We start from the raw sequence: 21,886 nt of genomic DNA on the forward strand, positions 1-21,886 counted from the left end.
ACAGAGGGCAACAGCCCCGCAGTCTACTCGAGACCGAGGCTGTCGCGAAGCAATTGCAGGCGTTCAGTGTCGCCGTCGCGGGCGGCCTGCTGCAGAGATTTGGTTGGTGCGTGAATTAAACGGTTGGTCAGCTTATGGGCCAACTCCTGCAGCACTTTCTGCGGATTGGCGCCCTGCTGCAGCGCGGCCAGCGCACGCGATTCGAGATCGGCACGCACGCTTTCCGCCTGCGAACGGTATTCGCGAATGGTCTCGACCGCGCTCTGGGCGCGCAGCCAGGACATAAATTCGCCGCTTTCCTGCACCACGATGCTTTCAGCCTGCACGGCGGCGGCTTTGCGCTGCGCCATATTTTGGTCGATAATCGCCTGCAGATCGTCCACGCTGTAGAGATAGGCGTTGGGCAGCTTGCCTACTTCCGGCTCGACGTCTCGCGGCACGGCGATATCCACCAGCAGCACCGGCTTGTTGCGGCGCGCCTTTAGCGCGCGCTCCATCATGCCTTTGCCGATAATCGGCAGCGGGCTGGCGGTAGAAGAGATCACGATATCCGCTTCGGCGAGGCGCGCGTCGATATCGGCCAAGCCAATCACCTCGGCGTCGACCTCTTCCGCCAGTCGCTCGGCGCGCTCGCGCGTGCGGTTGGCGACGATCAGCTTCTGCACCTTGTGCTCGCGCAGATGACGCGTCACCAGCTCGATGGTTTCGCCCGCGCCCACCAGCAGCACGTTGACGGTCGAAAGGGATTCAAAGATCTGGCGCGCCAGCGTACAGGCGGCAAAGGCTACCGAGACCGCGCTGGCGCCGATTTCGGTTTCGGTGCGCACCCGTTTGGCCACCGAGAAGGTTTTCTGGAACATGCGCTCCAGCTCGCTGCTCAGCGCATGGCCGCGCTGCGAGTCGGCAAAGGCCTTTTTTACCTGGCCGAGTATCTGCGGTTCGCCTAGCACCAGCGAATCGAGGCCGCTGGCTACGCGCATAAGGTGGCTGACCGCCGCGTTGTCCTGATGCCAGTAAAGACTTTGACGCACGTCCTCTTCGTTGAGGTGGTGATAATCACACAGCCAGCGCACTAGGCGCTCCTGCAGGTCCGCCTGCTGCTCTACGCTGAGGTAGAGTTCGGTGCGGTTGCAGGTGGAGAGAACGACGCCGCTCTGCACCATCGGCTGGGAGAGCAGGAGGTCAAGCGCCTGTTCCAGCACGTCCGGCCCGAACGCAACGCGTTCACGCAGGGCAACAGGTGCAGTTTTATGGTTAATTCCGAGAGCAAGCAGCGTCATGGCGATTAGAGATTGGGTTTGTCCCAATAATGTCAGGGTTTTGTGAGGCGCATTCTACAAGATGCGGCAGATCATAAAAAGCCATACAAAGATACAAAGGCTATGACTGTAATAAGATTACACTGATCGTGCGCAATTTTCCTGTTGTCAGCATTGACGGTTTCAAAGCGGATGGTTAGCGTTACCCATTACGAAGTATAAACGTGTTTGAGGAGATGACCACGTGATGACTTTTGCACCCCGCACTTTGTTGCGCCTTTTGCCGCTGGCGAGCTTCCTGCTGGCTGCCTGTGCAGTTAATCAACCGCAAGGCCCCGGGCCGAGCACCACTGCGCCGCAGTGGCAGCAGCACCAGCAGGCCGTGGCGAAGGTCACGCACTATCAGACACGCGGCGCCTTCGCCAACCTTTCCGTCAAGCAGAAGGTCTATGCGCGCTTTAACTGGCAGCAGACCGCCCCGGATCGCTATCGCCTGCTGCTGACCAACCCGCTGGGCAGCACCGAGCTGCAGCTCGACGCGCAGGGCCAGACCGTGCAGCTGGTGGACAACAAAGGCAAGCGTTACGTCAGCAACAACGCCGAGAAGATGATCGCCCAGCTGACCGGCATGGATATCCCGCTCGCCAACCTGCGCCAGTGGATGATGGGCCTGCCTGGCGACGCCAGCGACTATCAGCTCAACAGCAATTATCAGCTGAAGAGCCTGAACTACAGCCGCAACGGCCAGCAGTGGCAGGTCAGTATTCAGGACTACGACAGCAAGGTGACTCCACCGCTGCCGGCGAACCTGGAGCTGCGCGAAGGCGATCAGCGCATCAAGCTGCGTATGGATAGCTGGACCGCTCAATGATCACCTCCTGGCCCGCGCCGGCAAAGCTTAACCTGTTTCTCTATATCACCGGCCGTCGCGCAGACGGCTACCACAATCTGCAGACCCTGTTTCAGTTTCTCGACTACGGCGATACACTGCATATCACGCCGGACGGCAGCGGCCGCGTCACCCTGACCACGCCGGTCGAGGGGGTCGTCCATGACGACAACCTGATCGTGCGCGCCGCGCGGCTGCTGCGCCAGGCGGCGCATGCGCAGGGAGCCCTGCCTGCCGACGCGGGCGCGCAGATCGCCATTGAAAAACGGCTGCCAATGGGCGGCGGCCTCGGTGGCGGCTCCTCCAACGCCGCCACGGTGCTGGTGGCGCTGAACCACCTGTGGCGCGCTGGCCTCACCACCGACGCGCTGGCTGAACTGGGGGTTCAGCTCGGCGCCGACGTACCGGTGTTTGTCAGAGGTTTCTCCGCCTTTGCGCAGGGGGTCGGCGAGCAGCTGCAGCCCGCCGATCCGGCGGAGAAGTGGTATCTGGTGGCGCATCCCGGCGTCAGCATTCCCACGCTCCTGGTGTTTAACGATCCGCAGCTGACGCGTGATACGCCGGTGCGCTCATTAGCGGCGCTTTTATCGACGCCCTACCACAATGATTGTGAAGCAGTGGTAAGAAAACGTTTTCGCGAGGTTGATGCGCTTGTTTCCTGGCTGCTAGAATATGCGCCGTCGCGCCTGACTGGCACTGGCGCTTGCGTGTTTGCCGAATTTGACACCGAGTCAGCCGCTAGTCAGGTGCTGGAACTTGCCCCGAAATGGGTCTGCGGATTCGTCGCGCGAGCCGTTAACGTCTCGCCTCTGCATCGCACTCTTTCCGGGCTGTAAGCGACTGTGTGACAGCGTCGCCCCGTTCCAGACGCTGCGCATTTCGCATTAACACACCCGTATGAACATGTGTGCCGGTATGTGCCGGTTACCGTCACGCCGTTCATTCTCTGGACGCAAAGCCTGAGGTTCTTCTCGTGCCTGATATGAAGCTTTTTGCTGGTAACGCCACCCCGGAACTAGCACAACATATTGCCAACCGCCTTTACACCAGCCTCGGAGAAGCCGCAGTGGGCCGTTTCAGCGATGGCGAAGTGAGTGTACAAATCAATGAAAATGTACGCGGTGGTGATATTTTCATCATCCAGTCCACCTGTGCTCCCACCAACGATAATCTGATGGAACTGGTTGTGATGGTCGACGCGCTGCGTCGAGCTTCTGCTGGTCGTATTACTGCGGTTATCCCCTACTTTGGGTATGCCCGCCAGGACCGCCGCGTGCGTTCTGCGCGCGTGCCGATCACCGCTAAAGTGGTCGCGGATTTCCTCTCCAGCGTGGGTGTTGACCGCGTTCTGACGGTTGACCTGCACGCCGAGCAAATCCAGGGCTTCTTTGACGTCCCGGTTGATAACGTTTTCGGCAGTCCGATCCTGCTGGAAGATATGCTGCAAATTGGTCTGGAAAACCCGATCGTGGTTTCTCCGGACATCGGCGGCGTTGTGCGCGCCCGCGCCATCGCCAAACTGCTCAACGATACCGATATGGCTATCATCGATAAACGTCGTCCGCGCGCCAACGTTTCTCAGGTCATGCATATCATCGGCGACGTAGCAGGCCGCGACTGCGTGCTGATTGACGATATGATCGACACCGGCGGCACGCTGTGCAAAGCGGCGGAAGCGCTGAAAGAACGCGGCGCGAAGCGCGTCTTTGCTTACGCGACCCACCCGATCTTCTCCGGCAACGCGGTGGAAAACCTGCGCAAGTCGGTTATCGATCAGGTCATCATCTGCGACACCATCCCGCTGTCGGAAGAGATGAAGTCGCTGCCGAACGTGCGCACCCTGACGCTTTCCGGCATGCTGGCTGAAGCGATTCGCCGCATCAGCAACGAAGAGTCTATCTCGGCGATGTTCGAGCACTGATCCCTCAGAGAGACGGGGCGCTGCGCCCTGCTTCCGCCAGCCAGCCCGCTTTTCTCTCTGCGCTTTTCCTGACGCTTGCTTATTTCAGGCCCGATTTCCTGCCGCCGCTTTTTTGATTCAGGCTGCCGACAAGGCTTTAGCTAGGGCACATTTAGTGCTATTTTGCAGCCCATCCTCAGGCATCAGAGATCCGACCACTATGTCCCTCGACATTTATACCCTGTTCGTCTGCGAGCTTTGCGTGCTCGGGATTCTGAGCATTGTGATGCTGTTCGCCTGGATCGGCGCCCGCTATGACCGGGTGTTGGACTTTACCTCGCTGGGGCTGGTGGCGACGCTGGCCGCGTTGTTCCTCAGCAGCCTGCGCAGCAGCGGGCTGGTGTTTCTGCCCATCGCGGTGGGAAATACCCTGATGATGCTGGCCTACGGCGCGCTGCTGTGCGCCTTTCGCACCTTTTGCCAGCACCCGGTGGGCTTAGGCTGGCTGCCCGGCCCGGCCATCTGGGCGCTGCTCTGCTGCTTTCCTGACTTTTACGCCTCGATGCCGCAGCGCGTGCTGGCGATCTGCATACTGTGCGCCATCTACACCACTGCGCTGATCTAGCTGCTGTGGCAAGCGCGCGCCGCGCTGCCGGTCACCTTCTGGCCCGCTCAGCTGCTGCTGCATCTGATTTTTCATATCGGGCGCATCTGTCTCGACGACACCGTCGCCACGCCGCAGCGCGGCGCCATTGGCGGCTCACTGTTTTCGGTCTGGGTTATTCTGGAGTCGATTCTATTCGTTATCGGCCTGACGTTTACCATTATGGCGATGGTCAACGAGCGCACACAGATAGTGCATCAGCAGGCGTCGCTGCACGATCCCCGCTCACTAGCGCCTGGAACCGATGCGCCCTGTTCAGCTAGGCGGACAAGCTGGTGGCGCGCTGCCTACGGCAGCTGCAGCCCTGGACGGCGGTGCTGTTTGATTTAGACCACTTCAAGAGCATCAATGACCGCTTTAGTTATCTGCAAGGCGACCGGGTATTGCAGGATTTTTGCACGGTCGTGGTTGCCGCCTCACGGGCTGTTCGCACGGTTAGGCGGAGAAGAGTTCGCCGCTATGTGGAAGCGCTGCTGGAGCTGGCTGACGAAGCGCTCTATTGCACCAAGGCCAGCGGTCGCAACCGCACCGAACAGTTTTTGACGCTGGCGTCGACAGCTTAGTGCTGCGAATGATGCGAGGTTCGCTGGCAGCGTTTGTCATAGTGACGGTGCCCAAGTAGTAGCGGTCTTCGATTTTCTCCCGTCCGCTGACGCGAGCGCCCACCAGCCATAACAGCGCGCCGATAAAGATGCCCAGAATAGCGCCCTACGCCAGCAGTGCAGGCAGCTGAACGCTGGGAAGCTGGTTTACCACGGAAAAGCCGATGCCGGCCAACATAACTATCATTCCGGCGATCATCAGCGCATTGCCCGCGTGTCGACATCGTTGATGTTTCATAAGTCACCTCCATCCATATGAACAAGCCAAACCCACCGCACATAATGTTAACTTGTTATAAGTTTAGGCAATGACCCGGCGATGATTTTTGCGCCCAGGATCACACAACTGCAACGAAGACTGACACAACTTTACCGCCATCCGGTTGATTTGGTTAATAAAATCATTAATCACGTGACGTAACTTATTCCGCCCAGCGCCGTTTGTTCTCTTCTCCGCCGCGCAGTACACTAACGCCTTTTCCTATCTGAGCAGGACAATCATCGTGAGCAGCATTAAACTGATTGTGGGCCTGGCGAATCCGGGCGCGGAGTACACCGCCACGCGCCACAACGCAGGCGCTTGGTATCTCGATTTACTGGCGGAGCGCCATAATCAGTCACTTAAGGAAGAGACGAAGTTTTTCGGCTACACCGCGCGCATCAGCCTGGCGGGAGAAAATGTGCGGCTGCTGGTGCCGACCACCTTTATGAACTTGAGCGGCAAGGCGGTCGCGGCGATGGCGACCTTCTTTCGCATTACGCCGGAAGAGATTCTGCTGGCGCATGATGAGATGGATCTGCCGCCTGGCGTGGCGAAATTCAAACAGGGCGGCGGCCACGGCGGCCATAACGGCCTGAAAGACACCATCAGCAAGCTGGGCAACAACAACAATTTTCACCGTTTGCGCATCGGCATCGGTCATCCGGGCGACCGCAACAAGGTTACAGGTTTCGTACTCGGCAAACCGCCTGCCAGCGAGCAGAAGCTGATTGACAACGCCATCGATGAGGCGGCGCGCTGCACCGAACTGTGGCTGAAAGAGGATCGCCTGAAGGCGATGAACCGGCTGCACGCGTTCAAGGCGAGCTAAACACCCTGCTCGCGCCATTTCCGTGTATAATGTGCCAACTTTTTTACGTTTCCGGCAATGCCTGTCGCCAGTCGTTGCACTTCAAGTTAGAAGGGTAATCACCATGGGATTCAAATGCGGTATCGTGGGCCTGCCGAACGTCGGTAAGTCCACCCTGTTCAACTCGCTGACTAAAGCGGGCATAGAAGCGGCTAACTTCCCCTTCTGCACCATTGAGCCCAACACCGGCGTGGTGCCGATGCCGGATCCGCGTCTTGATCAGCTAGCGGAGATCGTCAAGCCGCAGCGTCTGGTGCCGACCACCATGGAGTTCGTTGATATCGCGGGCCTGGTGAAAGGCGCGTCGAAAGGCGAAGGTCTGGGCAACCAGTTCCTGACCAACATCCGCGAGACCGAAGCGATTGGCCACGTGGTGCGCTGCTTCAAGAACGAAAACATCATTCACGTCGCGGGCAAAGTAAACCCGGCGGAAGATATCGACGTGATCAACACCGAGCTGGCCCTCTCCGACCTAGAGACCTGCGAACGCGCCATCCAGCGCGTGCAGAAGAAAGCCAAAGGCGGCGACAAAGACGCCAAAGTTGAGCTGGCCACGCTGGAGAAGTGCCTGCCGCATCTGGAAAACGCCGGCATGCTGCGCGCCCTGAAGCTGGATGCCGACGAAAAGGCGGCGATCCGCTACCTGAGCTTCCTGACGCTGAAGCCGACCATGTATATCGCTAACGTCAACGAAGATGGCTTCGAGAACAACCCCGACCTCAACCAGGTGCGCGCCATTGCCGAAGCAGAAGGCTCTGTGATGGTGCCGGTCTGCGCGGCAGTGGAATCGGATATCGCCGAGCTGGACGACGAAGAGCGCGACGAGTTTATGGCCGAGCTGGGCCTGGAAGAGCCGGGCCTGAACCGCGTGATCCGCGCCGGCTATGCGCTGCTGAATCTGCAGACCTACTTCACCGCTGGCGTAAAAGAAGTGCGCGCCTGGACCATTCCTTTTGGTGCCACCGCGCCGCAGGCGGCGGGTAAAATCCACACCGACTTCGAGAAGGGCTTCATCCGCGCCCAGACCATCGCGTTTGATGACTTTGTCGCCTATAAAGGCGAACAGGGCGCGAAAGAGGCGGGCAAGATGCGTTCAGAAGGCAAAGAGTATATCGTCAAAGATGGCGACGTGATGAACTTCCTGTTTAACGTCTAATTCCAGCGGCTCGCTCAAGGCCTATTGTGCCGTGCGGCAAACCGGTTAAATCCACGCCTCGGCGTGTTTTTTTACCGTGTCGCGCCTGTCATCGCGCTATCCGGCCTGAGCCCCCCTCAGGCCTTTTTGCTAAAAACCTTTGCAAAAGGATAATACCCCACCCTGTTTCTGTAAAGGCCCGACGATGCGCGATACCCTGCAAGGCAACCTGAGCCGCCAAAAACATATGAAGCTGAGCACCCGCGTGACGCTGATGATCGGCGCGGTAGTCACCTTTGTGCTGCTCAGCGTGCACCTGCTCTACTTCTTTCAAATCGGCAACGCCACGCAGAACCAGCTGGAAGACAAGGCGATAGCGGTGGCGCGCACGCTGGCGGACGCGAACATTATCCAGCCCATAGCCCGCGCGGCGCAGCAGCACAACAACCTGCTGTTCGTGGTGGTCACCAATATGCAGGGCTCGCTACTCCCACCTCAATCCGGCGCTGATCGGCCACCACTTTAATCGGCGACGAAATCCTGCCCGCCCTGCAGGGCAAAGATAATGTCTCGGTGAATCGCGGCTCGCTGGCGGAGGCGGTAAGCGTGCAGATCAACCAGAGCCGCTGGAGCATCATCTGGACGATTTTGATTGGCGCGCTGGCGCTGGTCAAGACCCTGAAGCGCATTCTGTTCGGCCTAAAGCCGCGTGAAATCTCCTTGCTGTTTGAGCAGCGCCAGGCGATCCTGCAGTCGGTCAAAGAGAGCGTGGTCGCCGTTGACGCCCACGCGGAGGTGTCGCTGTTCAACGAGGCGGCGTAGAAGCTGCTGACGAACAAGGCGGAGAACTGCATGGACGACGCCAGCATTATTCACGCCCAGCTGCGGGAAACGCTGCGCACCGGCCGCGCGTACCGCGACGAAGAGTTCAACATCAACGGCCACGTGCTGCTGAGCAATACGGTGCCGGTCTACAGCCAGCAGCGGCTGATCGGCGCGGTCTGCACCTTCAGGGACAAAACCGAGATTGCGCAACTGCTGCAGCGCCTGAGCGGCATGGGTAAACTACGTTGATGCGCTACGAGAGCGCTCGCATAAATTTATGAACAAGCTGCACGTCATTCTTGGCCTGTTGCACATGAAAAACTATGCGCAGGTCGAAGCCTATATCCTGAAGACGGCGAACAATTATCAGACCGAAATCGGTTCACTGCTCGACAAGATCAAATCGCCGGTGATCGCCGGTTTCCTGCTGAGTAAAATCAATCGCGCCTCGGACAGCGGCCATCGCCTGACGCTGAGCGACGCCAGCTTTTTCCCCGATATCGGCAACGAGCAGCAGAAGGCTTCTCCACCAAAGGGGAAGATCGCGGCGTCGGGCTCTATCTGCTGAAGCAGCAAACGGAAAGCCTCGGCGGCAGCGTCATCGTGGGAGTCGGAACCCGGCGTGTTCACCCAATTTTTTGTACAACTTCTCTGGGATGGAGGCAATAAAACTGCATGATCAATGTGTTAGTGGTTGATGACGACGCAATGGTGGCCGAGCTGAATCGCGTCTATGTGGGACAGGTGACGGGCTTTCACTGCGTCGGCACCGCCTCGACGCTGCAGCAGGCGAAAGAGATAATCCTCGACGGCGAGCAGCCGGTGGTTCTGGTGCTGCTGGATATCTACCTGCAGCAGGAAAACGGTCTGGATCTGCTGTCGGAGCTGCGCGAGGCGAAACAGCCCGTTGAGGTGATCGTCATTTCATCCGCCGCCGATGCCGCCACCATCAAAACCTCGCTGCACTATGGCGTGGTGGATTACCTGATCAAGCCGTTTCAGTTTCCACGCTTCGAAGAGGCGCTTACCAACTGGCGGCAGAAAAGTCGCTGATGGACAATCATCTCTACTATCAGCAGGCTGAGGTAGGTCAGCTGATCCACGGCAACCCTCCCGCCAGCCAGGAGAGTAAACGGCTGCCGAAAGGGCTGACGCCGCAGACGCTGCGCACCCTCTGCCAGTGGATCGACGCCCATCCTGGCAGCGAGTTCTCCACCGACGAGCTGGCGGCGGAGGTCAATATCTCGCGCGTCTCCTGCCGCAAGTACCTGATCTGGCTGGCGCAGATCAATATCCTCTTCACCAGCATCCACTACGGCGCCACCGGTCGTTCGGTTTAACGCTACCGCCTGCAGCCGGAATATCACTCGCTGCTCAGACAGTACTGCCAGTAACCAGCCGGTAGCGGTTCGCCACCCTAGTGGCGCTGGCGGATGGCCTGGCGCGCGTCGGCTTTATCGCCTGGCTGGGCAAAGAGGGCGGCATGCTGCTGCAGGGCTACGATCCGCAGGTCTCTGCCGTGGTGGTGCTGATCGCCTATCCGTGGATGGTAATGATGTTCTAAACCAAGCGACGAGACAGGTTAATAAAGTGTAAAATCTTTTCCCTTCTGCTTACGTCGGCCGCGCCCCGCGCGGCTGACGAAATAAAAACCAACAATCTTTGCGGCGGTTCGCCTCGACTCGCGCGAGCCGATAACGCCAGATTAAGTGAGCCGAGATGTCGAAAAAACCTTTCTTCTACCAAGAGCCTTTTCCGCTTTTCCACGACGATACCGACTACTACCTGCTGAGCCGAGAGCACGTCTCCGTTGCCTGCTTTGAGGGCGAAGAGATGCTGAAGGTCGATCCAAAAGCGCTGACCCTGCTGGCGCAGCAGGCGTTTCACGACGCCTCTTTTATGCTGCGCCCGGCGTACCAGCAGCAGGTTGCCGCTATCCTCGCGGATGATGAAGCGAGCGAGAACGACAAATATGTAGCCCTGCAGTTTCTGCGCAACACGGAAATTGCCGCCAAAGGGGTGCTGCCGACCAGCCAGGATACCGGCACGGCGATTATCATGGGTAATAAAAGGCCTGCGCGTCTGGACTGGCGGCAGCGACGAGGCCGCACTGTCGCAGGGGGGGGTCTACAACACCTTTATTCAGGACAATCTGCGCTACTCGTAGAACGCCGCCCTCGATATGTATAACGAGGTGAATACCGGCACCAACCTGCCGGCGCAGATCGATCTCTACAGCACCGACGACGATGAGTATAAGTTTTTCTGCATCGCCAAAGGCAGCGGCTCGGCCAATAAAACCTATCTCTACCAAGAGACCAAAGCGCTGCTCGCGCCCGGCAAGCTGAAGAACTATCTTGTAGATAAGATGATGTCGCTCGGCACCGCCGCCTGCCCGCCCTATCACATCGCCTTTGTGATTGGCGGCACCTCGGTGGAGAGCACACTGAAAACGGTGACGCTCACCTCGACCCACTGCTATGACAGCCTGCCCACCAGCGGCAACGAGCATGGCCAGGCGTTCCGCGATCTGGCGCTAGAGCAGGAACTGCTGGAGGCGGCGCAGCAGCTCGGCCTCGGCGCTCAGTTCGGCGGCAAATATTTCGCTCACGATATCCGCGTCATCCGCCTGCCGCGCCACGGCGCGTCGTGCCCGGTGGGATGGGCGTCTCCTGCTCGGCAGACCGCAATATCAAGGCGAAGATTAACCGCGACGGTATCTGGATTGAGAAGCTGGAAGACAATCCGGCGCAGTATAATTCCGGAAGCGCTGCGTCAGCAGGGCAAAGGCGGGGTGGTCAGCGTCGATCTGAACCGGCCGATGAAAGAGATTCTGGCGCAGCTCTCCGCTTACCCGGTTTTCACCTGTCTCTCGCTGAGCGGCACCATTATCGTAGCGCGTGATATTGCCCACGCTAAGTTGAAAGAGCGCATCGACCGCGGCGAAGGGCAACCGCAGCCAGCAGGTCACCGATGCCTGCCACAAGCACGGCGGCTTCTACCTCGGCAGTATTGACGGCCCGGCGGCTTTGCTGGCGCAGCAAAGCATAAAAAGCTGGAGTGCGTGGAGTATGCCGAGCTGAGCATGGAGGCGATCTGGAAGATTGAGGTGGAAAACTTCCCGGCGTTTATCCTGGTGGACGACAAAGGCAATGACTTCTTTAAGCAGATTCAGGAGAGCAGCTGTGCACGCTGCGTGAAATAAACATTTTTCAGGTGCGACAGTAGCGTAAGGCGCTACGCGAATGGTTGGGTTCACTCGCAAAGGCGCGTTATGCATCCCTGCTCGCTTGTCCCGCGAGGATAGGCACCTCATTCCTGAGGTGCGCGAGTAAACAGGCCAGCGCACCGCATTATTGTTCAAAAAACACTCCCGGCGTTTTTGTCCCTGTCTCGAGACGCTTTGCTCCTCGAGCTCTGCCAGCCGCGTAGTAAGCCTGTGCGCTGCCTGCAAGAATCTGTTTCAGGCGCCTTATTCCCCCTGTAACACTACAGCGGGTTATCAGGAACGCGGCGCGTCCGCCGCGTAGCCTGCCGCCTGGCGATAGGCGTCGCGATCGCGCAGGGAGAGCGCCTTGCGGTCCGGCAGATTAACGGCAATGATGCTGTACTCAGCCCGTCCAGTACGTCGTCATGTTCAGTCAGCGCATTATAGATTTCGCTCATCAACGTTCCTTATTTAGTTCGGCCTCAAGCCCGTCAGGCGTTATTGACCTGACCATGCCACGGAAATTTTACGCGCTTATGACAGCGCGCAATGTTTAGAAGAAACCGAGCGGCTGCACGCTGTAGCTCACCAGCAGGTTTTTGGTCTGCTGATAGTGATCGAGCATCATCTTGTGGGTCTCGCGCCCGATGCCCGACTTTTTATAGCCGCCGAACGCGGCGTGCGCCGGATAGAGGTGATAGCAGTTGGTCCAGACGCGCCCGGCCTTGATGGCGCGTCCGACGCGCCAGGCGCGATTGATGTCGCGCGTCCAGACGCCGGCGCCCAGCCCGTAGATCGAGTCGTTGGCGATGGCGATCGCCTCCGCCTCATCCTTGAAGGTGGTTATGCCAATCACCGGCCCGAAAATCTCCTCCTGGAAGACGCGCATGCTGTTGTTGCCCTTCAGCAGCGTTGGCTGAATGTAGTAGCCGCTGGCCAGCTCGCCCTCCAGCTTCTCAACCCTGCCGCCGATCAGCACCTCGGCGCCCTCCTGCTGGGCAATCTCCAGATAGGAGAGGATCTTGTCAAACTGCTGCTGCGACGCCTGTGCTCCCACCATCGTCTCGCTGTCCATCGGATCGCCGCGCTTGATAGTTTTGATGCGCTTCATCACCGCCGCCATAAAGGGTTCGTAGATCGACTCCTGCACCAGCGCGCGCGACGGGCAGGTACAGACTTCTCCCTGATTGAGGAAGCCGAGTACTACCCCTTCGGCGGCCTTCTCGATAAAGCTCTCCTCCGCCTGCATGATGTCCTCGAAGAAGATATTGGGCGATTTCCCGCCCAGCTCCACGGTGGAGGGGATCAGGCTTTTCGCCGCCAGCTCGAGAATATGCCCGCCGGTCGCCGTGGAGCCGGTAAAGGCGACCTTGGCGATGCCGGGATGGGAAGCCAGTGCTTCGCCTGCCTCTTTGCCGTAGCCGTGCACCACGTTCACCACCCCCGGCGGCAGCAGATCTTTGATCAGCTCGACGAACAGCGTAATGCTGAGCGGCGTCTGTTCCGCGGGCTTCAGCACCACGGAGTTGCCCGCGCCCAGCGCCGGCGCCAGCTTCCAAGCCGCCATCAGCAGCGGAAAGTTCCAAGGGATAATCTGCGCCACGACGCCCAGTGGCTCATGGAAATGGTAGGCGGCGGTAAACTCGTCGATATCCGCCGCGCTGCCCTCCTGAGCGCGCACGCAGCCGGCGAAATAGCGGAAGTGATCCACCGCCAGCGGCAGATCGGCTGCGAGGGTTTCCCGCACCGGCTTGCCGTTATCCCAGGTTTCGTTCACCGCCATATATTCCAGGTTCTGCTCCAGACGATCGGCGATCTTCAGCAGCACCAACGAACGCAGCTGCGGCGAGGTTTTCCCCCAGGCGTCAGCGGCCGCCTGCGCGGCGGCGACGGCGTTGTCCACGTCCGCCCGGTCGGAGCGTGGGAACTGGCCCACAACTGAACCGTTGACCGGCGAGGTGTTGGTGAAATAGTTGCCGTTCACCGGCGTGACAAATTCACCGTTGATAAAGTTGCCGTAGGTTGATTGCAGCTGAACAAGAGAACCCTGTTCTCCGGGAGAGGCATAGCGCATGGTGAATCTCCTTGTAGGATTCGGAATGAAACAACAATGAAACTTGTCATTAACAATGATCGAACAACCGTAGCCTGTCAGATATCGCCGTCGGAAACTGTGACCGCCGCACAGGAAAAGCGCGCCCGCGCCCGGAAAATTCCGAGAATCGGCCGCACGGGCAAAGAAAAGCGAAACCCGATGGACGCAAGCGGTCAAAGGAGATTAACAACACGAGAGTGACATGGCACCGACAGCGCCTGTGGCGAATAGCGCAGGCTCTGACAGTGGTCTTTCGCCGATGCCGCCAGCACCTGCGCCTGCGGCGCGATCACCGACTGGCGATGGGAAAGCCAGGCGCTGAACCGGGGCCCGCACCCAAGCCGCGCAGCGCTCGCTCCAGTCGGCGTGATCGGTCACCATCGCCCAGGAGCCGCTGATTATGGCGCCACTGATCTGATCGAACTGTGGCAGCGACTCGCCCAGATGAGGGCAAACGATAAGATACTCTTCCGGCTGCAGGCCAAGCACCTCGATAAACCAGCGCGGCTGTTCGCCAATACGCGCCACCACGTCGGCGAGCGGAACCTCTAACTGAATCAGCGCAAGGGGCAAAAAGGCGGGGGAAGCCATACCGAATCCTGTCCTTAGTCGATGAACGTCTCGGTTAGTCAGTCTGACAGCAAAGCGGCAGCTTGTCTTATGCTTTTCCCGCGCGGGTTATAACAGAAAAATATTACCGCCTGTCTGTCAGCCCTTCCCCGCTTCATGCCATTATTAGGCGTGGCGAACAATAACAGCGAAGGACGGGATCGTGGCGTTGCGGCATTTTTTTCTAGTGTTAATGGTGGTGTCCATCTGGGCGTTTAACAATGTGGCGATCAAATGGGGCCTGCTTGAGCTGCCGCCGCTGTTTCTCACCTTTATGCGCTTTGTGGTGGTGGCGATCGTGCTGATCCCCTTCTGCCGCATCACGCGACAGCAGCTGCCCTGGCTGGTGGCGCTCGCCTTTACCTTCGGCTTTATGCACTTTTCGCTGCTGTTCGTCGGCATGCGCTACACCGACGCCGGCACCGGCGCGATTGTGGTGCAGCTGGGCACGCCAATCGCCATGCTGCTGGCGATGGCGGTGCTGAAAGAGCGGCTAAAGCCGGTTCAGTTGGTAGGTATCGCTATCTCTCTCAGCGGAGTGGCGGTGCTCTCCGGTAGCCCGACCATTCCGGCGTGGTGGGTTCTCTGCATTCTGCTCTGCAGCGCTACCGGCTGGGCGGTCAGCAACCTTATCGTGAAAAAGTCGCCGCCGATTAAGCCGCTCACCATGACCGGCTGGCTCGCCTTTCTGGCGGTGCCGATCGTTGGCCTCTCCAGCTATATCATGGAGTCGAGCCAGCTCTACGCGCTGAGCCACGCAGGCTGGCGCGGCTGGTTCGGCATTCTTTACAGCGCGCTCGCCTCGTCAATCGTCGCCGATACCATCTGGTATTCGCTGCTGAAGAAGTACAACGTCAATCTGATCATGCCCTACTCGCTGCTGACGCCGGTGCTGTCGGTGCTGATGGGCATTGTGGTGCTGGGCGACAGCCTGAACAGCTTTAAGATTATCGGCGCTTCGCTGGTAGTGTGCGGCACGGCGGTCGCCGTACTTAACCTGCGCAATCTGCGCATGCACGCGCGCTTCCCGCGACTGCGGCGCCGTTAAAAAGCGGGGCTATGCTCTGGACCGCCCTTTTCTGGAGAAGCACCATGGACTATCAGCCCGTCGCATCGCTGTAGCAGCAGCTGTGGCAGGGATTGCGTGGCGCAGGCGAGACACGGTCGCCGCCCCTACCTTTCTCGATACCGCCACGTTCTCACCCGCCTTTGCCGTCAGCGAGCTGGCGGCCGCCAGCATCGGGCTGGCGACCCAGGCCACCGCCACATTAATCGATAATCCCCAGCCGGTCAGCGTCAACGTGCGCCTCGCCTCGCGCGGGTTCCAGTCCAGCTTTGCTCCCCGCAATAGCTCTACGCCCGCGCTCTGGGACCCCTTTGCCGGCGACTACCGCAGCGCCGACGGCTGGATCCCGCCTGCACACCAATGCGCCGCACCACCGCGCCGCGATGGCGCGCGTGCTGGGGTAGCCTCCAACCACGATGCGCTGGCGCAGCAGGTAGCGCGCTGGCAGGGAGAAACGCTGGAGCAGGCCATCGTCAAGGCGGGCAGCATCCGCAGGGGCCAGGCGACGGCCGGGGAACCGCTGATTGCCTAGCAGCGCGGCACGCCGGCTGCTGGCCACGGCGCGCCCGCTGCTCGGCGTGCGCGTGCTGGATCTGACTCGCGTGATTGCCGGCCCGGTGGCGACCCGCTTTCTCGCCAGCCTCGGGGCGCAGATATTGCGCCTCGATCCCCCCCCGGCTGGCGCGAGCCTGGGCTGGACGAGGAGATCGCCTGCGGCAATCGCCGCGCCGTGGTCGATCTCAAAAGCGCCGCGGGGCGCGAAACGCTGCGCGGCCTGCTGCAACAAGGCGGATGTACTGGTGCACGGCTACCGCGCCGACGCGCTGGAGCGGCTCGGCTTCGACGCCGAGGCGCGCGCACCTGGCGCCGGGGCTGGTGGACGTCAGCCTTAACGCTTGGGGCTGGCAGGGACCGTGGCGCAACCGACGTGGCTTTGACAGAGTCTGGTGCAGATAGCGTGCGGCATCGCCCAGCGCGGCATGGACTGGGCGCAGCGGGACATCCCGACGCCGCTGCCGGTCCATGGCGCTGGATCACGCCACCGGCTACCTGATGGCGGCGGCGCTGGAGGGGCTGCGCCAGTGCCATATCAGCGGCTACGGCGTTCAGGCGCGCACCGCCCTGCTGCTGCAGCAGCATCCCAGCGCGGCGGAAAGCGCGGCCGCGGGCATTACCGCACACCGCCACGACGCCTTGCCACCGGTGGAAATTACTCCCTGGGGCGTGGGCGAACGCCTGCCCGGCACGCCGCAGCTCTGCGCCACCGCCGGTTGCGAGCTGGGCACCCATCCGGCGCGCTGGTAGTCGACGCAAGAGATCGGAAAAAAGCGCTATGCGGTCTGCGCACTGCGCAGGTCAGGGAAGACGTTAAGAGTTGGCAGGCGGCGCGAAACGGTTTCGGCAGAGAAAGCGAACCGGCCGCTGCCCGGCTCGCGCAGGTGGGATCAGGCCTTGTCCGCGTCGCGTTCGTCGGCGGCTTCGTTCAGCTCGTACCACATCGCCTGAATCGCTTCGCGGCTCAGCGCCGCCAGCGTGCGGTAGAAGGCGGTGGTGGCGTGCCCCTCTACCTTGCCGAGAAACACGCCGCGCTCTCATCCTCTGCCGACTGATCTTCCAGCCATGACGCCGCCAGCATCAGCACGCCGAAATGGTCAGCTGGTGACCCGCTGAGCGGCATGCCGCGCGAGGCGAGAAAGGCGCGCACCTAAGCTTCCTGCTTGCCTTCCGGCCAGTGCAACGCAAAAGGCTATACCTCGAGTCGGGACCGACAAACAGCGCGTTGTAATCCGCCGCCAGCGCCTGCGGATCGCTGTTCCGCAGCAGCGCATCCTGCTCCAGCGGCCACTGCGCACTGAGTTTGCCCTCGTGCAGCTGCGTGAAGAGCGGCACTAGCAGCGGATCCTGCGGCTGACGGTTAAATAGGGAGCCGATCACGCGGCAAAGGATAGAAAACTCATTCATGCATAATAACCCAGAGCAAAAGGGTCAGAAATCCGCCAGTTCGGCAATTTGTTTGCCGGTGTGCTGTTCAAGAAAATCGAGCAGGCGGCACGGCGTGACATTTAACACGCGATCGTCGGGAAAATCCACTTCGCGCGTGATGCGCAGGCAGTGCGCGAAATCGCCGAGGGTAAAGACTGTATGGGAATCGGAGCCGAACGCCAGCTTGCCACCCGCGTCACGGACCGCTTCGGCCACCGCGCGGCAGTTCGGCTCGCTGCCGGGACGCGAGGTGGTAAAAGAGGAGTTATTGATCTCCAGCGCCACGTTGTAGTGGGCTGCTGCTTGGCGACGGCGCGGATATCCACCGGGAACTTTGGGTTGCCCGGATGGCTGATAATATGCGCCAGCCCGTTGGCCATGGTCGCGATCATCGCGTCGGTGTGGTGCGACTTGTCGCCCGGCGCGTAAACCGGCTCGTGAAAGCCGGCAATAATCAGATCCAGCGAGCCGAGCATCGGGCCGGAGCAGTCGATCTCCCCCTGCTGGTTTTTGATATTGGCCTCAATGCCGCGCAGAAAGTCGTCAAGGGCGTCGCGTCTGGCGAAGCTGGCGACGCCATCGATCTGCTTAGGGGTACGGCTCCAGACGCGCAGCGGAAAGCCCCAGGGCTTCAGCGCCGCAACTACGCTCTGTCCCAGCACGCCGACCGTGAAGTCGTCGCGCGGTGTCAGCGTCATCGGCTGCCAGTGCGCCTGCTGCTGCTGTCGGCGGTAGTCGTCGAAGCGGCGAAACCAGCCGAGCACGCAGCAGAGCTCCATACTCCTGAATCTGGCGCGCCATGCCGGTGTCCTCCAGTCGTATCAGCGGCACCGATGCCGCCAGCATCTCAGGATCACGCGCCAGCCGACCCAGAATATCGTCAACTCCCGCGTCTATGGCGAACACGCTGCGCAACCCTGGCCGCTGCACCAGCAGCTCGCGCGGCGACTGGCACACAACGGCGTAATCGGCGTGGGCGTCATCGCCCGGCTGCCAGCGCCGCCCAAGGCCCTCCAGCCAGACTGCGCCGGGTGATACCAGATAATTTCCATAGCATTCCTCATTTTTTGCCCTCCAGCCTCCGGCAAAAGCGGCGTCAGGGCCAGAAAACCGCCGCGCCGTGATGCGTCCCACTGCTACGCTGCGTCACATTTCCGCAACATCGCAGCGCGAAGCGGTCAGATTACGACTAAAGTTGATTGAGTGGTCAATGCGTTACGCGCGGCCGCCTTTCGGACAAGGAGAAAAACCGATGAAGAAAACTGTCGTAACCGCGCCCGCCGGGCGTCAGGCCGTTGCGCCAATCATGCTGACGCTGCTGCTGGCGCTGCCTGCGCTTGCCGCGCAGGCGGACGATAACTCACGCATGCTCAGCAGCCAGCCGCAGCCGCCGGATGTGCGCCTCGGCCCGCTGTTCAACGCAGTACAGCAGGCGCAATTCTATCCCGACCAGAAAACCTTTGCCGACACCGTACCTAAATATGATCCCTCGTCGATTCTGGCTGACTGGCAGATGCAGAAAAATCAGCAAGGCTTCGATCTGAAACGCTTTGTCGCCAGCAACTTTACCCTGCCTGCCGCGGGCGAAAAGTATGTGCCGCCCGCCGGACTGAGCCTGCGCGCCCACATTGACGGCCTGTGGCCGGTGCTGACGCGCACTGCCCACAGCGCCGGGCGCTACGACTCGCTGCTGCCGCTGCCGAAGCCCTATGTGGTGCCGGGCGGCCGCTTCCGCGAGGTCTACTACTGGGACAGCTATTTCACCATGCTCGGCCTGGCGGAAAGCGGCCACTGGGATCGCGTACAGGATATGGTGGATAACTTCGCTTGGGAGCTGGGCACCTACGGTCATATTCCCAACGGCAACCGCAGCTACTACCTGAGCCGCTCGCAGCCCCCCTTCTTCAGCCTGATGATCGATCTGCTGGCGACGCATGAGGGCGACGCGGCCTACCGCAAATACCTGCCGCAGCTGCAGAAAGAGTATGACTACTGGATGGCGGACAGCAGCAGCGTCGCCGACGGTCAGGCGAGCAAGCGGGTGATCAAGCTGGCGGACGGCACGCTGCTCAACCGCTACTGGGACGTACGCGACGCGCCGCGCACGGAGTCCTGGCTCGATGACGTCAACACCGCGAAAAAGGCGCCGCAGCGTGACAAAGGCGAACTCTATCGCGATCTGCGCGCCGGCGCGGCCTCAGGCTGGGACTTCAGCTCGCGCTGGTTCAGCGACGCGCACAACCTCGCCTCGATCCGCACCACCCAGTTGGCGCCGGTGGATCTCAACAGCCTGATGTTCCACCTCGAGCAGACGCTGTCCAAAGCCTACCGGCTCGACAATCAGCAGGAGAAGGCGAAGCAGTTTGCCGATCTGGCGGAGAAGCGACAGGCGGCGGTGAACCGCTACCTGTGGGATGAGAAGCAAGGCTGGTACGCCGACTACGATATCAAAACGCGCCAGGTCAGTCCGAAGCTGACCGCCGCCGCGCTGTTTCCGCTCTATATGCAACTCGCCGGCGACAAGCAGGCGGACCGCACCGCCTCGGCGGTAGAGAAACAGCTGCTGAAGGCGGGCGGCCTGCTCACCACCACGGTGAACAATGGCCAGCAGTGGGATGCGCCTAACGGCTGGGCGCCGCTGCAGTGGGTAGCGGTAGAAGGGCTGGAGCACTATAACAAGCCGCAGCTGGCGCAGCAGGTCGGCATGCGCTTCCTGCAGAACGTGCAGACCACCTATGACAAAGAGCACAAGCTGGTAGAGAAATATGTTGTCGACGGCCCGAATCTCGGCGGCGGCGGCGGCGGCGAATACCCGCTGCAGGACGGCTTCGGCTGGACCAACGGCGTCACGCTGATGCTGCTCGATAAATATTGTCCGAAAGAGAAAACCTGCAACAGCGTCAACAATCTGCCTCAGGCCGCCGCAGAGGCGAACTAACCTCCCTCTCCGGGCAAGGGATCCCCTCCCTTGCCCTTTCTTTTCAGAATCCGGCCATTTAACAAAACTTGAAACACTTTTGATATATTGATAATAACTCTTAATCTGATAGTGAGACGCTTTATCACTCTTCGCCATGCGCGCTGCCGTGGCCTGAACAAGGACAGAACATGACGTTGCCGTTTCCCCCTCACCGCTGCGCGCTGGCGCTCGGCCTGCCCGCCGCTGGCCTCGCCCGCCGCCGACACGCTGGTGGTCACTGCCGCGCCGCAGGAGAATGCTGAGAGCAAAACCCAGGGCTACCTTGCTCCTGGCAGCGCGGGCGCGATGAAGGGCGACCGCCCGCTGGTCACCACGCCGCAGTCGATCTCGGTGGCTCACCCGCCAGCAGATCGACGATCAGGGCGCAATCGATCTCAATCAAGTGCTCGACTATACCTCTAGGGTCTTTACCAACTTCGGCGGCGCCGCGACGCGCTACGACACCGTCTCGCTGAGCGGCTTCCACGGCGGCGACGTGGACAAGACCTTCCTTGACGGCCTGCGCCTAATGAGAGATGGCGGCAGGTTCTGAACCGCGACTACTCCGGCGAGCGCTCCTCGTTCTCCGCCTGGGCGACGGATAACCGCCTGACGGCGGAGTTCGCCAGCGGCGCGCTGGGTCATAGTCTGTCGGCGCAGAGTACCACCGGTATAAAAACAGCCTCAGCGACGCGGGCGGCGAGGCCAGCGCACTCAATGCCGCCACCGGCGAGCACGCGCCGCTACTATCAGACCGAAATCTATCTGCAGGATGAAATGGCCTAAGATCACTGGCATCTGGATCTCTCCGGCCGCTACGACCGCATCGTCGCCGACAACAGCGGCACGGCGCGCCGCCAGAACGATCACCTCAAACGGCGTGTCGCCCTACGTCAGCTACAGCTAGGCGATTACGCCCACCGCGCTCACCGGCCCGGACAGCAATCTGCTTAAGCCCATCACCGCCGAGCAGTATGAGGCGGGCGTCAAGTATCAGCCGGTCGGCACGCGCGACCTCTATACCCTGGCGCTCTACGACCTGACGCAGAAGGATGTCGCCACCCGCAACGTGCAGGACGCCACCTATACGCCGACGGGGAAAGTGCACTCGCAGGGCATCGAGCTGGAGGCGCGCAATCAGCTGACGCCACGCCTGAGCACGGTGGCGAGCTATACGCTGAATCATCTGTGCTATAAAGAGACGGTCGACGGCAATGACGGCCATACGCCCTACGTGACGCCGAACAGCCTGGCGTCGTTCTGGGGCCACTACCGCTTCGACGCTGGCATCAGCGTCGGCGCGGTAGTGCGCTATATCAGTAACAGTGGGTAGGCAATGAGAATCGCCGCCGGTGACGCCGTTTGACGCCTCACTGTGCGCCGATCTCGGCGCCTGGCAGCGCAGTCTGCAGGGGGCGTGGCTGCAGCTTAACGCCACCAACCTGACCGATCGTCACTATATCGCCGCCTGCTGCGGTACGGGCTACTGCTACTGGGGGGCGGAACTGTCGCTGCCGCTGACAGTGGGATACGATTTCTAGCGGGAAACGTAAAACGGGACG

General features: G+C 60.6%; 14 protein-coding genes and 9 pseudogenes. 17 read left to right on the forward strand and 6 right to left on the reverse strand.

Annotation, left to right across the window (positions count from 1 at the left end):
• Positions 1-23 precede the first annotated feature (23 nt).
• Entirely contained in the window at positions 24-1,280 is a 1,257-nt protein-coding gene (gene hemA, locus EIO60_RS02515; protein ID WP_258575830.1) for a glutamyl-tRNA reductase, read from the reverse strand.
• A 226-nt stretch (positions 1,281-1,506) separates the two neighbouring features.
• On the opposite strand from hemA, the gene lolB reads away from it, so the two are divergent.
• From lolB to EIO60_RS02535, 4 genes and pseudogenes are all read left to right on the forward strand, one after another.
• Positions 1,507-2,130, forward strand: a complete 624-nt coding sequence (gene lolB, locus EIO60_RS02520) for a lipoprotein insertase outer membrane protein LolB (RefSeq protein WP_258576045.1) — start codon at positions 1,507-1,509, stop codon at positions 2,128-2,130.
• Positions 2,127-2,984 (forward strand): 4-(cytidine 5'-diphospho)-2-C-methyl-D-erythritol kinase, encoded by an 858-nt coding sequence (gene ispE, locus EIO60_RS02525; protein ID WP_258575831.1) that lies wholly within the window; start codon positions 2,127-2,129, stop codon positions 2,982-2,984. The genes lolB and ispE overlap by 4 nt, the downstream gene beginning before the upstream one ends.
• Positions 2,985-3,121: 137 nt before the next feature.
• Positions 3,122-4,069 (forward strand): ribose-phosphate diphosphokinase, encoded by a 948-nt coding sequence (gene prs, locus EIO60_RS02530; RefSeq protein ID WP_258575832.1) that lies wholly within the window; start codon positions 3,122-3,124, stop codon positions 4,067-4,069.
• Between the two features lie 199 nt (positions 4,070-4,268).
• A pseudogene (locus tag EIO60_RS02535) lies at positions 4,269-5,275 on the forward strand (GGDEF domain-containing protein).
• On the opposite strand, the pseudogene ychH reads toward EIO60_RS02535, so the two are convergent.
• Positions 5,272-5,552: pseudogene (gene ychH, locus EIO60_RS02540) on the reverse strand (stress-induced protein YchH). The pseudogenes EIO60_RS02535 and ychH overlap by 4 nt on opposite strands.
• Positions 5,553-5,817: 265 nt before the next feature.
• Here ychH and pth point away from each other — a divergent pair.
• From pth to EIO60_RS02570, 9 genes and pseudogenes are all read left to right on the forward strand, one after another.
• Positions 5,818-6,405 (forward strand): aminoacyl-tRNA hydrolase, encoded by a 588-nt coding sequence (pth, locus tag EIO60_RS02545; RefSeq protein WP_258575833.1) that lies wholly within the window; start codon positions 5,818-5,820, stop codon positions 6,403-6,405.
• 103 nt (positions 6,406-6,508) lie between these two features.
• On the forward strand, positions 6,509-7,600 hold the full coding sequence (ychF, locus tag EIO60_RS02550) for a redox-regulated ATPase YchF (RefSeq protein ID WP_258575834.1): 1,092 nt from the start codon (positions 6,509-6,511) through the stop codon (positions 7,598-7,600).
• 184 nt (positions 7,601-7,784) lie between these two features.
• Positions 7,785-8,105, forward strand: a complete 321-nt coding sequence (locus tag EIO60_RS17205) for a hypothetical protein (RefSeq protein ID WP_508278731.1) — start codon at positions 7,785-7,787, stop codon at positions 8,103-8,105.
• 47 nt (positions 8,106-8,152) lie between these two features.
• Complete coding sequence (locus EIO60_RS17210; protein ID WP_508278732.1) at positions 8,153-8,401, forward strand: hypothetical protein; 249 nt, start codon at positions 8,153-8,155, stop codon at positions 8,399-8,401.
• Between the two features lie 30 nt (positions 8,402-8,431).
• The gene (locus tag EIO60_RS17215) at positions 8,432-8,653 is read left to right on the forward strand and encodes a hypothetical protein (RefSeq protein ID WP_508278741.1); all 222 of its coding nucleotides are present in this window, start codon (positions 8,432-8,434) and stop codon (positions 8,651-8,653) included.
• Between the two features lie 28 nt (positions 8,654-8,681).
• On the forward strand, positions 8,682-8,972 hold the full coding sequence (locus EIO60_RS17220) for a hypothetical protein (RefSeq protein WP_508278737.1): 291 nt from the start codon (positions 8,682-8,684) through the stop codon (positions 8,970-8,972).
• 107 nt (positions 8,973-9,079) lie between these two features.
• Positions 9,080-9,744 (forward strand): annotated as a pseudogene (dcuR, locus tag EIO60_RS02560) (two-component system response regulator DcuR).
• An 80-nt stretch (positions 9,745-9,824) separates the two neighbouring features.
• Positions 9,825-9,968 carry a hypothetical protein gene (locus tag EIO60_RS02565; RefSeq protein WP_309484673.1) on the forward strand — a complete coding sequence of 48 codons (144 nt, stop codon included), beginning with the start codon at positions 9,825-9,827 and terminating at the stop codon, positions 9,966-9,968.
• Positions 9,969-10,123: 155 nt separating this feature from the next.
• Positions 10,124-11,609, forward strand: a pseudogene (locus EIO60_RS02570) (fumarate hydratase).
• 556 nt (positions 11,610-12,165) lie between these two features.
• On the opposite strand, the gene exaC reads toward EIO60_RS02570, so the two are convergent.
• The gene (exaC, locus tag EIO60_RS02575; RefSeq protein WP_258575835.1) at positions 12,166-13,686 is read right to left on the reverse strand and encodes an acetaldehyde dehydrogenase ExaC; all 1,521 of its coding nucleotides are present in this window, start codon (positions 13,684-13,686) and stop codon (positions 12,166-12,168) included.
• 218 nt (positions 13,687-13,904) lie between these two features.
• Positions 13,905-14,298 (reverse strand): annotated as a pseudogene (locus EIO60_RS02580) (type 1 glutamine amidotransferase family protein); the annotation flags it as partial.
• A gap of 181 nt (positions 14,299-14,479) precedes the next feature.
• Here EIO60_RS02580 and EIO60_RS02585 point away from each other — a divergent pair.
• Positions 14,480-15,364, forward strand: coding sequence for a DMT family transporter (locus EIO60_RS02585; RefSeq protein WP_258575836.1), 885 nt, complete (start codon positions 14,480-14,482; stop codon positions 15,362-15,364).
• 80 nt (positions 15,365-15,444) lie between these two features.
• A pseudogene (locus tag EIO60_RS16450) lies at positions 15,445-16,687 on the forward strand (CoA transferase).
• Between the two features lie 140 nt (positions 16,688-16,827).
• Here EIO60_RS16450 and EIO60_RS02605 read toward each other — a convergent pair.
• Together EIO60_RS02605 and EIO60_RS02610 are read right to left on the reverse strand one after the other, a co-directional pair.
• Positions 16,828-17,344 (reverse strand): annotated as a pseudogene (locus EIO60_RS02605) (TorD/DmsD family molecular chaperone).
• 24 nt (positions 17,345-17,368) lie between these two features.
• Positions 17,369-18,063, reverse strand: a pseudogene (locus tag EIO60_RS02610) (phosphatase).
• 554 nt (positions 18,064-18,617) lie between these two features.
• Between EIO60_RS02610 and treA the strand changes: the two are divergent.
• Both treA and EIO60_RS02620 read left to right on the forward strand, forming a co-directional pair.
• Complete coding sequence (gene treA, locus EIO60_RS02615; protein ID WP_258575840.1) at positions 18,618-20,303, forward strand: alpha,alpha-trehalase TreA; 1,686 nt, start codon at positions 18,618-18,620, stop codon at positions 20,301-20,303.
• Positions 20,304-20,528: 225 nt separating this feature from the next.
• Positions 20,529-21,865: pseudogene (locus EIO60_RS02620) on the forward strand (TonB-dependent siderophore receptor).
• The last annotated feature ends 21 nt before the right edge of the window (positions 21,866-21,886 follow it).

It is taken from the genome of Candidatus Pantoea persica (assembly GCF_013753875.1).
GTDB lineage: Bacteria > Pseudomonadota > Gammaproteobacteria > Enterobacterales > Enterobacteriaceae > Pantoea > Pantoea persica.

Excerpts from the sequence above, each read along its gene's own strand:
- hemA (WP_258575830.1), bottom strand. The coding sequence starts at position 1,280 with ATGACGCTGCTTGCTCTCGGAATTAACCATAAAACTGCACCTGTTGCC.
- lolB (WP_258576045.1), top strand. The coding sequence starts at position 1,507 with ATGACTTTTGCACCCCGCACTTTGTTGCGCCTTTTGCCGCTGGCGAGC.
- ispE (WP_258575831.1), top strand. The coding sequence starts at position 2,127 with ATGATCACCTCCTGGCCCGCGCCGGCAAAGCTTAACCTGTTTCTCTAT.
- ychF (WP_258575834.1), top strand. The coding sequence starts at position 6,509 with ATGGGATTCAAATGCGGTATCGTGGGCCTGCCGAACGTCGGTAAGTCC.
- EIO60_RS17205 (WP_508278731.1), top strand. The coding sequence starts at position 7,785 with ATGCGCGATACCCTGCAAGGCAACCTGAGCCGCCAAAAACATATGAAG.
- EIO60_RS17215 (WP_508278741.1), top strand. The coding sequence starts at position 8,432 with ATGGACGACGCCAGCATTATTCACGCCCAGCTGCGGGAAACGCTGCGC.
- EIO60_RS17220 (WP_508278737.1), top strand. The coding sequence starts at position 8,682 with ATGAACAAGCTGCACGTCATTCTTGGCCTGTTGCACATGAAAAACTAT.
- exaC (WP_258575835.1), bottom strand. The coding sequence starts at position 13,686 with ATGCGCTATGCCTCTCCCGGAGAACAGGGTTCTCTTGTTCAGCTGCAA.
- treA (WP_258575840.1), top strand. The coding sequence starts at position 18,618 with ATGAAGAAAACTGTCGTAACCGCGCCCGCCGGGCGTCAGGCCGTTGCG.